This window comes from Nocardia sp. NPDC051832, from assembly GCF_040681285.1.
Classification (GTDB): Bacteria; Actinomycetota; Actinomycetes; order Mycobacteriales; family Mycobacteriaceae; genus Nocardia.
On record NZ_JBFAYL010000001.1, the window covers coordinates 734,916 to 747,633 of the forward strand.

The 12,718-nt window shown below is 68.8% G+C and carries 13 protein-coding genes; 4 read left to right on the forward strand and 9 right to left on the reverse strand.

The genetic code is table 11. The features are described from left to right. Positions 1-189: 189 nt before the first annotated feature. Complete coding sequence (locus tag AB0M14_RS03005) at positions 190-723, forward strand: hypothetical protein (RefSeq protein WP_364988000.1); 534 nt, start codon at positions 190-192, stop codon at positions 721-723. A gap of 1 nt (position 724) precedes the next feature. On the opposite strand, the gene AB0M14_RS03010 is transcribed toward AB0M14_RS03005, so the two are convergent. The 3 genes from AB0M14_RS03010 to AB0M14_RS03020 all read right to left on the reverse strand — a co-directional run bounded on the left by AB0M14_RS03010 (position 725) and on the right by AB0M14_RS03020 (position 3,565). After that, positions 725-1,120 carry a sterol carrier family protein gene (locus tag AB0M14_RS03010; protein WP_364988002.1) on the reverse strand — a complete coding sequence of 132 codons (396 nt, stop codon included), beginning with the start codon at positions 1,118-1,120 and terminating at the stop codon, positions 725-727. A gap of 10 nt (positions 1,121-1,130) precedes the next feature. After that, entirely contained in the window at positions 1,131-1,553 is a 423-nt protein-coding gene (locus AB0M14_RS03015) for a CPBP family intramembrane glutamic endopeptidase (RefSeq protein WP_364988007.1), read from the reverse strand. A 260-nt stretch (positions 1,554-1,813) separates the two neighbouring features. Further along, positions 1,814-3,565 carry an alpha/beta hydrolase gene (locus AB0M14_RS03020; RefSeq protein ID WP_364988011.1) on the reverse strand — a complete coding sequence of 584 codons (1,752 nt, stop codon included), beginning with the start codon at positions 3,563-3,565 and terminating at the stop codon, positions 1,814-1,816. 115 nt (positions 3,566-3,680) lie between these two features. On the opposite strand from AB0M14_RS03020, the gene AB0M14_RS03025 reads away from it, so the two are divergent. Further along, positions 3,681-3,968: a YiaA/YiaB family inner membrane protein gene (locus AB0M14_RS03025; RefSeq protein ID WP_364988015.1), complete on the forward strand. Its 288-nt coding sequence runs from the start codon at positions 3,681-3,683 to the stop codon at positions 3,966-3,968. Between the two features lie 62 nt (positions 3,969-4,030). Here AB0M14_RS03025 and purL read toward each other — a convergent pair whose 3' ends face one another. Beyond that, positions 4,031-6,325 (reverse strand): phosphoribosylformylglycinamidine synthase subunit PurL, encoded by a 2,295-nt coding sequence (purL, locus tag AB0M14_RS03030; protein WP_364988018.1) that lies wholly within the window; start codon positions 6,323-6,325, stop codon positions 4,031-4,033. A 328-nt stretch (positions 6,326-6,653) separates the two neighbouring features. On the opposite strand from purL, the gene AB0M14_RS03035 reads away from it, so the two are divergent. Next, a complete protein-coding gene (locus tag AB0M14_RS03035) occupies positions 6,654-7,859 on the forward strand; it encodes a glycosyltransferase 87 family protein (protein WP_364988024.1) in 1,206 nt (401 codons plus the stop codon). Here the strand turns inward: AB0M14_RS03035 and AB0M14_RS03040 are convergent. The 3 genes from AB0M14_RS03040 to AB0M14_RS03050 form a co-directional block, all read right to left on the reverse strand. After that, a complete protein-coding gene (locus tag AB0M14_RS03040; RefSeq protein WP_364988030.1) occupies positions 7,811-9,100 on the reverse strand; it encodes a M18 family aminopeptidase in 1,290 nt (429 codons plus the stop codon). The two genes, AB0M14_RS03035 and AB0M14_RS03040, sit on opposite strands and share 49 nt — an antisense overlap. Positions 9,101-9,121: 21 nt before the next feature. Next, the gene (locus tag AB0M14_RS03045; RefSeq protein ID WP_364988037.1) at positions 9,122-10,084 is read right to left on the reverse strand and encodes a nitrilase-related carbon-nitrogen hydrolase; all 963 of its coding nucleotides are present in this window, start codon (positions 10,082-10,084) and stop codon (positions 9,122-9,124) included. Positions 10,085-10,227: 143 nt separating this feature from the next. Next, on the reverse strand, positions 10,228-10,680 hold the full coding sequence (locus AB0M14_RS03050; protein WP_364988042.1) for a MarR family transcriptional regulator: 453 nt from the start codon (positions 10,678-10,680) through the stop codon (positions 10,228-10,230). Positions 10,681-10,712: 32 nt separating this feature from the next. Between AB0M14_RS03050 and AB0M14_RS03055 the strand changes: the two genes are divergently transcribed. Then, positions 10,713-11,789, forward strand: coding sequence for a substrate-binding domain-containing protein (locus tag AB0M14_RS03055; protein ID WP_364988045.1), 1,077 nt, complete (start codon positions 10,713-10,715; stop codon positions 11,787-11,789). An 8-nt stretch (positions 11,790-11,797) separates the two neighbouring features. On the opposite strand, the gene purQ is transcribed toward AB0M14_RS03055, so the two are convergent. Next, the gene (purQ, locus tag AB0M14_RS03060; protein WP_364988050.1) at positions 11,798-12,475 is read right to left on the reverse strand and encodes a phosphoribosylformylglycinamidine synthase subunit PurQ; all 678 of its coding nucleotides are present in this window, start codon (positions 12,473-12,475) and stop codon (positions 11,798-11,800) included. After that, the gene (gene purS / locus AB0M14_RS03065) at positions 12,472-12,705 is read right to left on the reverse strand and encodes a phosphoribosylformylglycinamidine synthase subunit PurS (protein WP_357329518.1); all 234 of its coding nucleotides are present in this window, start codon (positions 12,703-12,705) and stop codon (positions 12,472-12,474) included. Before purS ends, purQ begins: the two co-directional genes overlap by 4 nt. Positions 12,706-12,718: the final 13 nt, after the last annotated feature.

The following is a 12,718-nucleotide window of genomic DNA, read 5'->3' on the forward strand; positions in this document are numbered from 1 at the left end:
GCGGCCTGTGGCGGTGCACAGCCGGGGGGCGGCGCCGCCACGGGTCCGCGCAGATCACGAAGTCATCTGGCCCACAGTGTATTTCACGATTTGTAGATCTCGACGAGAGGTTTGACAAAGGCCGCGCGTGCGTACAAGGTGGTCGCGACTGCCGACGTGGCGGTGTTTTCGCAGCAAGTGGGGGTTCTGATGCACAGTGTTGAAGGCCGAGTCATGCCGGTCGGCTGGCGCTCGCTGTCCGCGATCGCCGCGGCGGTCGCCGGGCTCACGATGACAGCCGGTTGCGGCTCCGAATCGAGCACGCAGAGTGCGGGGGGATGCACCGACCAAACCGCCGCGAGCGAGCAGAACGCGGACGAGAAGTACCTGACGGTCGAGATCACCAAACGCAAGATCCTGCCCGCCGGGATCTGCCTGTCCGAGGTCGACGCCACGGATCTGATCGACCAGCCAGGGCGGATCAAGGTCCGCTTCGAACTCACCGCGCCGAGTTCGGTCAGCATCGACGACCTCCGCCCCGCCGCCACCGACCTCGCGCACTTCCTGAAGAAGACGCCACTGATCTTCATCCGGACCACCATCATGGAGGTCACCAACGAGGGCTACCCGAAAGCGCCGTACAAAGCCCTGCTCACCGACACCAATTTCCAGAACAACCCGTGGAACGGCACCCCGTCGCTCGAAGCCGAGCTGGCGCAGTGGGTGACCGTCGACCTGGCGTAGCTCAGCCGGAGGCCGGTTTCGCTATCGGCAGCCAGTGCGCGACCTCGGGCGCACGGCTACCGGAAGCGGTCAGGGTGCCCGCGTCGACAGCGTCGGCGAATTCCAGCAGCCCCGTCGCCAGCAACAGCCAAGTGCGCGGGTCGGTTTCGACCACGTTGGGCGGGGTTCCGCGGGTGTGGCGCGGGCCCTCGACGCACTGCACCGCGACGAACGGCGGCACGCGGACCTCCACCGAGTGGCCCGGCGCGGAGGCGGCCAGGGTGCGCGCGGTACCGCGGACCGCCGCGGCGAGGGCGGCGCGCGGCGGCGCGTCGAGCGCGGCGTCCAGTAGCCAAGGGGTCACCGCCGCCACGGCCGCGCGCAGCTCGGCGGGGTCAACGGTCGTTCGTCCTGCCACGCAGGCGAGGTTACTGTGCGGGTCCGACAGGCTCGACAGAGCGGCGGGCCAGGCGCGGAGCCAGTACGCCGCCCGCGTTCAGGGCCCAGTGCAGCAGGAAGGGGGCGGTGGCGCTGCCGCCGCACCGGCGCAGCCGGCCGAAGACCAGGCCGCCGAGGGTGGTGAGGGCGACCGTGCCCGCAACGCTGTCGCCGGTGGCGCGGGCGGGGTGGACATGCCAGAGGCCGAAGGTCAGCGCGCCGAGGAACGCGCTCGTCCGCGCACCGAAAGCGTTGTCCAGCAAAGGTTCCAAGGTGCCGCGGAAGATCAGCTCCTCGCTGTAGGCGGTGCCGATCGGGATATGGACCGCGGCCCATTCGGCGGGCGCGACCTCGGATTCCCGATCCGCGAACTCGATCAACTTCGCCCGCAGCTCCGGAACGGCAAGTGCCACAACGTATCCAGCGGCGACCACACCGGCCGAAGCGAGACCTATCCGCAGGCCACGAGCCGAAATCCAGTGCGGTGCGCCACGAAACACCACAGCATAGGCCGTGGCGAAGGCGGCGTTGGCCGTCGTGCGCCCGCGCAGATTCAAGCGCAGACCGGGAAGCAGGAGATTGCTCCACAGCAGTGGAAGGGCAATGGCAGCAATGGTTTCCGTGGTGCTACCGGGTCCCGGCGGGCGCCGGGATGACGGAGGGGCGCCGGCGCTCACTTGAGCTCGCGCTCCAGATCCTCGGCGGATTCGAGCTGGGCGCGGATCTTGTCGGAGAGCTCGGCGGTCCAGTCCGGGGGCTCGGCGATCGCGACCCAGCCGTCCAGGACCAGTGAGCCGTAGCGGTGACCGTGGCCGTCGGTGACGCCCTGGGCGTTGGTGAGGTCGGCGGCCACCTGCCAGAAGGTCACGAAGGGCCACCAGCGCATCTGCGAGGAGACGTCGGACCCGCGTGGTTCGGCCAGCCAATCCGGCTGGGAGAAGATGAGATCCGGCGACCACCAGACGATCGGGTCGGAGGGGTGCTGCAGGTAGGCGATGCGCGGGGCCCGCCACTCGGTGCTGGGGCGGGCGAGATCGGCGCTGCCGGCGGCGAATCGGACCACCAGCCCGTCGGCGTACATCGGCTCGACCTCCCGGGAACCGGGGTCGCGGCGCGAAACCAGTTGCTTCCACATCTCGTTCGAGTTGGGCGGACCGACCCAGAGCGCGCCGTCGACCTTCGCACGGAGGTCGGACAGTCCGTCGAAGGCGGCCTCGGAGCCCTGCGATCCGAGACTCTCGCCGTAGACGAGCAGTTTCGGGCGGGCCCCGGTCGGCCGGGCCGACCAATGCGTGTGCACCGCGTCGAACACCAGCTCGCCCGCGGTGCTGGCCTTGCCGCGGTCGGCGAGGAAGGACAGGACGCTGGGCAGATACGAGTACTGCGAGGCGATGATCGCGGTGTCGCCGCCGTACATGTACTCGACGGCGCCGGCCGCCAGCGAGTTCACCCAGCCGGTGCCGGTGGTGGTGACGACCACGATGACCTTGCGGTCGAAGGCGCCGGTGCGCTCGAGTTCGGCGGCGGCGAGCTGGGCCCGGGCCTCCGGGTCGGCCGCCGATTCCAGGCCGATGTAAGCGCGAATCGGTTCGCGCGCGGGCTTTCCGGTGATCGCGGCGATCTGGCTCGCCGTCGGTCCGTGCGAGACGAACCAGCGGCCTTCGAAGCCGAGGGTCTCCCAGCGCGCCAGCGAGGCCGGGCTGCCGGAGCGTTCGGTCAGCTGCGGTTGCACCGCGTTCACGGAGGTGTGGTCGTTGCGGACGCTGAACGCGGAGTTGGCGACGGCGAAGAAGGCGCGGGAGGCAACGCCGTTGACGACGGTCACGGTGAAGATCGTGATCAGCAGCAACCCCAGCGCCGGGGCGAATTCGCGCGGCACCCGGATCCAGCGATTGAGCTGGCGAGCCAGGGCGAGCACGATTTCCCGGAGGGTGCGGTACCCCGCCACCACCGCGGCCCCGACCGCCAGGCTGAGCAGGCCGGTGCGCAGATAGGCGGGCGTCGTGGTGCCTTCCATGCCCATCAGCGCGGTGATCTCGCGCTGCCAGCGCGCCGACTGCACCAGCATCAGGGCGGCGGTCAGCGCGGCGGTGAGCAGGATCGACGACTTCACCGCGTAGCGCACCCAGGTCGGCGGGATGGCCGCGCGCAACCACGGACCCAGCTTGGGCGAATGCCGCAGCCAGACCCGGAACAGCCATTCCAGCAGGCAGCCGACGCCGTAGCCGAGCGCGGCGTTGATGCCGCTGATCAGGCCCTGGAACAGCCAGTCTCGCGGCACCAGTGACGGTGTCACCGAGAGTGCGAAGAACAGGGTCGCGAAGATCAGGCCGACATAGTTGAGATCGATGATGTTCTCGACGCGGCGCACCACCACGACGCCGCGCGTACGCAGCCTCGTCAGGGCACTGGCCTTTTCGAGCACCCGAACAGTATGAAGGTCCGCGGCGACAACCCCCGCACCGCGCCCGGCAACTACCCACGCCGCTCGAGTAGTTCCACAGGGTTGCGGCGCAGCGGATCTCGCGAAGATTGTCGCTATGAGCACACCTAACGCCCAGCCGAAGACCACCTCGGCATTCATCGCCCAGGCCGCGATCGCGTTCGGCGTCAGCTTTTTCGGGGCGGGCGTCGGCGTTTTCTATCTCCCACTGGACGCGTGGCAGCGCGGGTTTCTCGGCATGTCGCTGTTGTTCCTGGTGACCAGTGCTTTCACGCTGGCGAAGGTGATCCGGGACCGGCACGAATCGGAGCACCTGCACTCCCGGATCGATCAGGCGCGGATGGAAAAGCTGATGGCCGAACACGATCCGTTCAAGACGATCTGACAACGGCGAAAGGCGGTCCGGTACACGAGGGGTGTACCGGACCCGCCTTTCGGCGTGGGAGGTCAGGCGATGTGCGCGCCGAACAGTGCGGGCAGGGTGCCTTCGAAGGCGGTACGCAGTTCCGCCAGCGGCACGGTGAACTGGCCCTGCACCTCGAGCTCGTCGGAGCCCTGGTCGACCACGCCGATGCGGGTCCACGGCAGGCCGCGGGCGTCGCACATCTTGGTGAAGCGGGTCTCCTCGGTACGCGGGACCGCCACCAGCACGCGCCCCGCGGATTCGGAGAACAGCTGGACGAACGGGTCGGAGCCCTCGGGAAGCAGAATGCGGCAGCCGGTTTCGCCGGCCAGCGCGGCCTCCACCACGGTCTGGGCCAGGCCGCCTTCGGACAGGTCGTGCGCGGCGCTGATCATGCCGTCGCGCGAACCCGACTTCAGCACCTCGGCGAGCAGCTGCTCCCGGGCGAAGTCGACCTGCGGCGGCACGCCGCCGAGGTGATCGTGGGCGACCTGCGACCAGATGGAGCCGCCGAACTCGTCGCGGGTCTCGCCGAGCAGGATCAGCGTCTCGCCCGGCTCCAGGCCCAGGCCGGTGGGGATGCGCCGGTGCACGTCGTCGATGACACCGAGCACAGCGACCACCGGGGTCGGCAGGATGGCGTCCTGGCCGGTCTGGTTGTAGAAGCTGACGTTGCCGCCGGTGACCGGAATGCCCAGGGCCACACAGCCGTCCGCGAGGCCGCGCACGGCCTGCTGGAACTGCCACATCACGCCCGGATCCTCCGGGGAGCCGAAGTTCAGGCAGTTGCTGACGGCCTTCGGGGTGGCGCCGGTGGTGGCGACATTGCGGAACGCCTCGGCCAGCGCGAGCTGCGCGCCGGCGTAGGGATCCAGTTTGGTGTACCGGCCGGAGGCGTCGGTGGCCAGCGCGATACCGCGGCCGGACTCCTCGTCGATCCGGATGACGCCGGCGTCGGCGTGCTCGGCGAGCACGGTGTTGCCGCGCACGTAGCGGTCGTACTGCTCGGTGATCCACTTGCGGCTGCACAGTTGCGGGCTGGCCAGCATCTGCAGCAGGGTGGCGCGCAGCTCGTCGCCGGTCTTGGGCCGGGACAGGGTGTCGGCGGTGTCGGCGATCAGCGCGTCCTGGTAATCCGGGCGCCGCACCGGGCGCTCGTAGACCGGGCCCTGATGCGCGACGGTGCGCGGCGGCACGTCCACCACGGTCTCGCCGTGCCAGGAGATGACCAGGTGGTCGCCGTCGGTGACCTCACCGATGACGGTGGCCAGGGTGTCCCACTTCTTGCAGACGGCCATGAACGCGTCCACGTTCTCGGGGGTGACGACCGCGCACATCCGCTCCTGCGATTCGCTGGAGAGGATCTCGGCGGGGGTCATGCCGGCGGCGCGCAGCGGGACCTTGGTCAGGTCGATGTGCATGCCGCCGTCGCCCGCGGCCGCGAGTTCGGAAGTGGCGCAGGAGAGTCCGGCGCCGCCGAGGTCCTGGATGCCGACGACCAGACCGGCCGCGTACAGCTCCAGACAGCACTCGATGAGCACCTTCTCGGTGAACGGGTCGCCGACCTGCACGGCGGGCAGCTTCTTGCGGCCGGTGCCGGACTCGTCGCCGGAGAAGGTGTCCGAGGCGAGCACGGAGACGCCGCCGATGCCGTCGAGGCCGGTGCGCGCGCCGAACAGAATGATCTTGTTGCCGGTGCCGGACGCGAACGCCAGGTGCAGGTCCTCGACCCGCATGACACCGGCGCACAGCGCGTTCACCAGCGGGTTGCCCTGGTAGGAGGCGTCGAATACGGTCTCGCCGCCGACATTCGGCAGGCCGAGCGAGTTGCCGTAGCCGCCGACGCCGCGCACCACGCCGTCGACCACGCGCCGGGTGTCCGGGTGGTCGGCGGCGCCGAAGCGCAGCTGATCCATCACCGCGATGGGCCGCGCGCCCATGGCCATGATGTCGCGCACGATGCCGCCGACACCGGTGGCCGCACCCTGGTAGGGCTCCACGTAGGACGGGTGGTTGTGCGATTCCACCTTGAAGGTGACCGCCCAGCCGTCGCCGATGTCGACCACGCCGGCGTTCTCGCCGATGCCCGCGAGCATCGAGGCCTTCATCTCGTCGGTGGTGGTCTCGCCGAAGTAGCGCAGATGCACCTTCGAGGACTTGTAGGAGCAGTGCTCGCTCCACATCACCGAGTACATGGCCAGCTCGGCATCGGTGGGCCGGCGGCCGAGGATCTCCTTGATGCGGGCGTACTCGTCGTCCTTGAGGCCGAGTTCTTTGTACGGTTGCGGCGCATCGGGGGTTGCTGCGGCTGCGCTGACGGTATCGACCTGCGGAGTCACGGAGTACCTGGGTCCTTTCGGCCTGGCCTGGGGAATACGGCGAGGTGCCTGCGGCTCAGTCTAGAGGGAGCGCCCAGGTCGGCCGGTGCCTACCCGGGTAGAGAACTGGGGAGCGTTTGCCCTGCGATTGCCATAGGATCAGAACGGTTTCCTGGCGAACAACGTAAAGCCTTGTCAGAAGCCACTATTTGGCCGCGAAACGCCCGGTTGCCGAAGACGCTTCGAGGAGCCCGCGCACCATTACGCTGTCGGCGGTGAGCGCGAGCAGTGAAAGTCACACTGTGGCTCACTCGGTCATGATGGAACCCAGGGGCAGCGAGGCGGAATCATGAGTGATCGAGCGGTGCCGAGTTCGGGTCTTCGGTGGTTGATCGTCGCGGCCGTGGCCTTCGTCGTTTCCGTGCTGGTCTCGCTGCGGATGCAGTGGTGGCGGGGTTACATCGATCTGCTCGTCTACCGCAACGGCGCGCAGGCCTGGCTCGACGGCAACGACCTCTACGGCGAGTTGCCGCAGGTGCTCGGCATCCATCTGCCGTTCACCTATCCCCCGCTGGCCGCGCTGTTCTTCACCCCGCTGGCCTTGCTGCCGCTGCCCGCCGCCGAGGTGGCGATGATCGTGCTGTCGGTGCTGAGTCTCGGGATCACGCTGTGGCTGGTGCTGGCCCGGCTCCGGCCCGAACTCGCGCGCCCGGCGGCCCTGGCGCTCGTCCTCGGCGCGGTCGCACTGGCGCAGCTGCTGGAACCGGTGCGCCAGACCTTCGGGTTCGGCCAGATCAATCTGCTGCTGATGGCGGCGGTCACCGCCGATTGCCTGGTGCGCAAACCGGTCTGGCCGCGCGGGATGCTGATCGGGATCGCGATCTCGGTGAAGCTGGTTCCGGCCGCGTTCCTGCTGTACTTCCTGCTGCGCCGGGACTGGCAGTCCGTGCGCAACATCGGGATCGCCGCGGTCGCCGCGGTGGGCGCCGGGTTCCTGCTGTTCCCCAAGGATTCGGTGCAGTACTGGTTCCACACCGTCGCCGACACCGGCCGCATCGGGACGCCGCATTTCGCGGGCAATCAGTCGCTCAAAGGCCTGCTGTTCCGGCTCGGGCTGGACGCGCCGGTGGCGACCGCGCTGTGGCTCACGCTGGCGGGGTGCACGCTCGCGCTCGCCGTGGTCTGGATGCGCCGGTTGCTCGACGAGGGCGCGACGGTTACCGCACTGCTGGTGAATGCCTTTGCGCTGCTGCTGATTTCGCCTGTGTCGTGGTCGCATCACTGGGTCTGGACCGCGCCCGCGCTTGTTGTCGCCGCCAACGCCTTCGAGCGCGGCAACCGGAACCCATGGTTCCTCGGGACAGTCGCCGCCTTCGTGGCGCTGCTGCTCATCGGGCCGCAGTGGCATCTGCCCTGGCAGCGCGAACTCGAGTGGACCTGGTGGCAGCAGCTGGTCGGCAGCAGTTATGTGCTGGCCGCGCTCGCGGTGCTGATCTTCGCGGCCGTTCAGTCCTCGGCGGTGGGCGTGAGGAAGGCGGCGAGCGCGGCCGCGTAGGCCGGCACGTCGGCCGTGCCCATCATTTCCCGCGCCGAGTGCATGGCCAGCTGCGGTGCGCCGACATCGACGGTGGTCATGCCGGTGCGCGCGGCCGTCATCGGCCCGACCGTGGAGCCGCACGGCAGATCCGCGCGATGCACGTAGCGCTGCAACGGAACTCCGGCCTGCGCACAGGCCAGCGCGAAGGCGCCCGCACCCGCGGCGTCGGTGGCATAGCGCAGGTTCTGGTTCACCTTCAGCACCGGTCCGCCGTTCACCTCGATGCGGTGCGCGGGCTCGTGCCGGTCCGGGTAGTTCGGGTGCGTCGCGTGCGCCATATCACCGGACGCGACGACGGAACCGGCCAGCGCCGTGAGGAATTCGGACCGGCCGCCGCCCCGGGCCAGCACGATCCGCTCCAGCACCGTCGGCAGCAGATCCGACTGCGCGCCGCGATCGGACTGGCTGCCGACCTCCTCGTGGTCGAACATGACCAGCACCGGCACCGCCGCACCGGGCTCGGCGAGCGCGGCGAGGAAGGCGTGCAGGCCCGCGTAGCAGGTGCCCTGGTTGTCCAGGCGGGGCGCGCTGAGCAGGTCCTGATCGCGGCCGATCAGCCGGCTCGGGGTCAGGTCGTGGGTCATCAGTTCCCAGCCCAGCACCGCGTCCGGGTCGACCCCGGCGCGTTCGGCGACGTAATCCAGGAACGGCTGCGGCCGGGCGGCCACCCCCCACACGGCGTTCACGTGCCGCTGCGGATCGAGCTGCACGCCGCGCCGATCCTCGGACAGGTGGATGGCCAGCTGCGGCACCCGCAGGATCGGATCATCGATGCGAACCAGCGTGTCGCGCAACGAGTTCCCGTCGCGCACACTGAGCCGCCCGGAGATGCCGAGCTCCCGGTCCAGCCAGGAGTTCAGCCACGCGCCGCCGTAGGGCTCCAGCCCGACCAGCTGCCAGCCGGCGCTGGACAGATCCGGCTGCTGCTTGACCCGCAGATTCGGGCTGTCGGTATGCGCGCCGAGAACACGGAACGGCAGCGTGGTGTCATCGGTGCTCGCCCAGGCGATCAGCGAGCCGCCGCGGACCACGTAGTACCGGCCGGGCGCCGCCGGCCAGGCCGCCGCCTCCGCGAGCCGGGTGAATCCGTGCGTGTCCAGCTCCGCCGCGACCGTCCGGCAGACGTGGAACGGGCTCGGCGAGGCATCGATGAACTGGCACAGCCCCGAGGCCGTAGCAGCGGTAGTAGTCGCGGGCATGGGCACGATCGTAATGCGGCCTCAGCTCCCGACGATCTCCTCGACCTGCTCCTGCGCCTTGACCGGGTCGTTGATCCAGGTCCGATAGAAATCGAGCGGGCAGTCCGCGACCCCGAACGCGTCGGCGGCGCGGGATTCGCCCCGGTGCAGCAGGCCGTAGGGCCCGAAGTGGTCGCGGTCGTAATGGCGGGCCTCGCGGATCGCGCGCAGCGAGAGCCGGGCCGAGCGCAGCTCGTTCTGCTCCGCACCGCATTCGCCCAGCGTGCGGCCTTCGTAGTCGATGATCGCCGAGCGGCCCGCGTAGGAGTGCACGCCGTCGAATCCGGCCGCGCCGGCCACCGCCACATAGACGCTGTTGGCCCAGGCCATCGCCTTGGCCATGCCCAGCTGCTGTTCGGCCTGGCAGCCGCGCAGCACCTGGCTGTGCACCACGAGTTCGGCGCCCTTGGCCACGCAGTCGCGCCAGACCTCGGGGTAGTTGCCGTCCTCGCCGATGATCAGCGCGAGCTGAATTCCCCTGGGGCCGTGGCAGACATAGGTGGTCTCGCCCGGATAGCAGGGTCCGCCGCCGGGTGACGGCGCGAGCTTGCGATAGCGCTGCACGATCTCGCCGAGGTGGTTGATCAGCACGACGGTGTTGTACGGCGGGCGCAGCGGATGGTCCTCGTGCCGCTCGGTCAGCGAGAAGACACCCCACACCTCGTTGCGCCGGCAGGCCTCGGCGAAAACCGCGGTCTCGTCGCCCGGAATCACCGTTGCCGTGGAGTACAGCTCGGTTTCGTCGTACATCACGCCCATCGTCGAATATTCGGGCAGGACGACGAGATCGACGTCGGGGTGGCCGAGTTTCAAACCGTCGACGAGATGTCCGATTCGGTAGCAGTTGGCCAGCACCTCCGGACGCGAATGCAGGCGTGGCATCGCGTGATTGATCACCGCGACATTGACCGTGTCAGGGTTCGACACAACCGATTCGTTTCCCATCTTCCGCTCCTCGCCATCACCAAACTAATTTCATTTGGAAATGTAATGGAAGAAGATCAGCAGCGGGAGGCGGGCGTTTCGAGAGTGGACTTTTGGGACGATTGAGTCCCGAACGAAGCGAACCCGGTACGACCGGAGTGCGATTATGGCAACTCGGCGCCGGCTATGAGCTCGAGCACACGCAGCAATTCGCCATAGCGGCGCGCACCGACCCGGGCACGCAGCTCCTGTTCGGCCCGCGCCTCCTCGGCGCGCACCGATTCGACCAATTCCGCCCCGAGCGTGCTGAGCCCGATCAGGATGCGCCGCCGGTCCTCCTCGGCCGCCACCCGGAAGATCAGCCCCCGCTCGGCGAGATAATCCGCGTGCCGCGTCGCCGACGACGGCGCCAACTGGGAGCGAACCGCCAATTCGCTCATAGTTATGCCGGTATCACTGCACAAATTGCACAGCATCGACCATTGATCCGGCGAAAGTCGCCTGGCGCACAATGCGTCGTCGAGGTGTTGCAGCCAACGGCGTTCCGCGGCTCGCAGCGCACCATGCAGCGTGGAATGTCGGCCTACAATGGTCGTCATTGTTTCCTGCCCGCCCATGAATTCTGCTCGATCGAGAAGAAGAGTACCGAATGCCTCCGTTCGGCGAGAGCCCAGACGGCATCATCGAGATCCTCGACATCGTCCCGCGCCAGGGACCGGGTGGGATCGTGGCTCCGTCCTGCGATGCGGCGATTTCCCTCGCGGTACACGAAATCAACAGCGGCAGTGGAATTCTCGGCCGTGAAATTCGCACCACGCATATCGACGGCGGGCGCTCGCCGCGGGAGATCGCCGACGAGGTCGGCGCGCTGCTGGCGACCGGAATGGTGCACGCGATCACCGGCTGGCACACTTCGGCGGTGCGCCGGGCGGTGGCCGAGGCCAACGGCGGGCGCGTGCCCTACATCTACGCCACGGCGAACGAGGGCCTGACCGACGAACTGCCCGGGGTGCTGCTGCTGGGCGAACATCCGGCTGGGCACATCCTGCCCGCCGTGCGCTGGCTGGAGCGGGAGTACGGCATCCGGCGCTGGGCGCTGATCGGCAACGACTACATCTGGCCCAGGGAAACCGCCCGCGCCATCCACACCAGCCTGGCTGATCCGAATGCCATTGTGCTGCAACAATTCGTGCCGCTCGGCAGCCCGGATTTCGGGAGTTTCCTGGCCGAGCCCGCGCTGGACCGGGCGGAGGCCGTCATCATTCTCATGGTCGGCAACGACGTGTCCCGGTTCAACCGGCAGTTCGCCGCCACCGGCCGCGCCGCCACCCAGCTGCGGGTCAGCCCGTCGGCCGACGAGAACGTGCTGCTGGCCGGCGGCCCGGGCGCCAACCACAACCTGTATGTCCCGTCCAGCTTCTTCCTCGACGACGACCTCGTCGACGGCGCGGAGCGCAAAGCCCGCTACCGGCGCCGGCACGGCAGCTTCGCGCCCGCGCTCACCAGCTTCGGTAATGCCACCTACGAGGCGATCCACACCTTGCGCGGACTGGCCGAGGCCGTCGGCTCACTCGAGGTCCCCAGTATCCACCGCGCGCTGCTGGACGGCGTGCGCTACGAAACCCCGGGCGGCGTCCGGGGTTTCCGCGGCAATCAGGTGATCCAGCCGGGGTACATCGCTCGCGCGAACGGCGTCGATTTCGACATCATCGCGCGGATCTGCTGATCCCCGCGTTAGGCCGAGATCAGCGAATCCAGGACCGACAGGAACATGCCCATGCCGTCGTCGCTCGGACCGGTCAGCGGTTCGGTCGCGTGCTCGGGGTGCGGCATCAGGCCGACGACCCGGCCGTTGGCCGAGGCGATGCCCGCGATGCCGCGCTGCGAACCGTTCGGGTTCTCGCCGGCGTAGCGGAAGACCACGCGGCCTTCGCCTTCCAGCTCGTCGAGCACCTGGGTGGAGGCCTGGTAGCGACCCTCCCCGGACTTCAGCGGGATCAGGATCTGCGCGCCCGGCTCGTAGCGCGCGGTCCAGGCGGTGTCCACCGACTCGACCTGCAGCCACTCGTCGCGGCAGATGAAGTGCAGGCCCTCGTTGCGGGTCAGCGCGCCGGGCAGCAGACCGGCCTCGCACAGCACCTGGAAACCGTTGCAGATGCCGAGCACCGGCATACCGGCCTTGGCGCCCTCGACGACCTTGCCCATCACCGGCGCGAACCGGGCGATGGCGCCGCAGCGCAGGTAATCGCCGTAGGAGAAGCCGCCGGGCACGATGACCGCGTCGACGCCCTTGAGGTCGGCGTCGGCATGCCAGAGGCTGACCGCCTCGGCGCCGGACCGCGTCACCGCGCGGGCCGCGTCGACATCGTCGAGCGTGCCCGGAAAGGTGATGACGCCGATGCGAGCGGTCACAGCCGGACGACCTTCCACTCTTCGATCACGGTGTTGGCGAGCAGCGCTTCGGCGATCTGCTCGAGCTCGGCGTCGCTCACCGAGTCGTCCACATCGAGTTCGAATCGCTTGCCCTGCCGCACATCCGCGATTCCGGCGAATCCCAGACGCGGGAGCGCACCGACGATGGCCTGCCCTTGCGGATCCAAGATCTCGGCCTTCGGCATCACCTCGACCACGACTCGTGCCACGCGTTGCTCCTCA

Excerpts from the sequence above, each read along its gene's own strand:
- AB0M14_RS03005 (WP_364988000.1), top strand. The coding sequence starts at position 190 with ATGCACAGTGTTGAAGGCCGAGTCATGCCGGTCGGCTGGCGCTCGCTG.
- AB0M14_RS03025 (WP_364988015.1), top strand. The coding sequence starts at position 3,681 with ATGAGCACACCTAACGCCCAGCCGAAGACCACCTCGGCATTCATCGCC.
- AB0M14_RS03035 (WP_364988024.1), top strand. The coding sequence starts at position 6,654 with ATGAGTGATCGAGCGGTGCCGAGTTCGGGTCTTCGGTGGTTGATCGTC.
- AB0M14_RS03040 (WP_364988030.1), bottom strand. The coding sequence starts at position 9,100 with ATGCCCGCGACTACTACCGCTGCTACGGCCTCGGGGCTGTGCCAGTTC.
- AB0M14_RS03045 (WP_364988037.1), bottom strand. The coding sequence starts at position 10,084 with ATGGGAAACGAATCGGTTGTGTCGAACCCTGACACGGTCAATGTCGCG.
- AB0M14_RS03050 (WP_364988042.1), bottom strand. The coding sequence starts at position 10,680 with ATGGGCGGGCAGGAAACAATGACGACCATTGTAGGCCGACATTCCACG.
- AB0M14_RS03055 (WP_364988045.1), top strand. The coding sequence starts at position 10,713 with ATGCCTCCGTTCGGCGAGAGCCCAGACGGCATCATCGAGATCCTCGAC.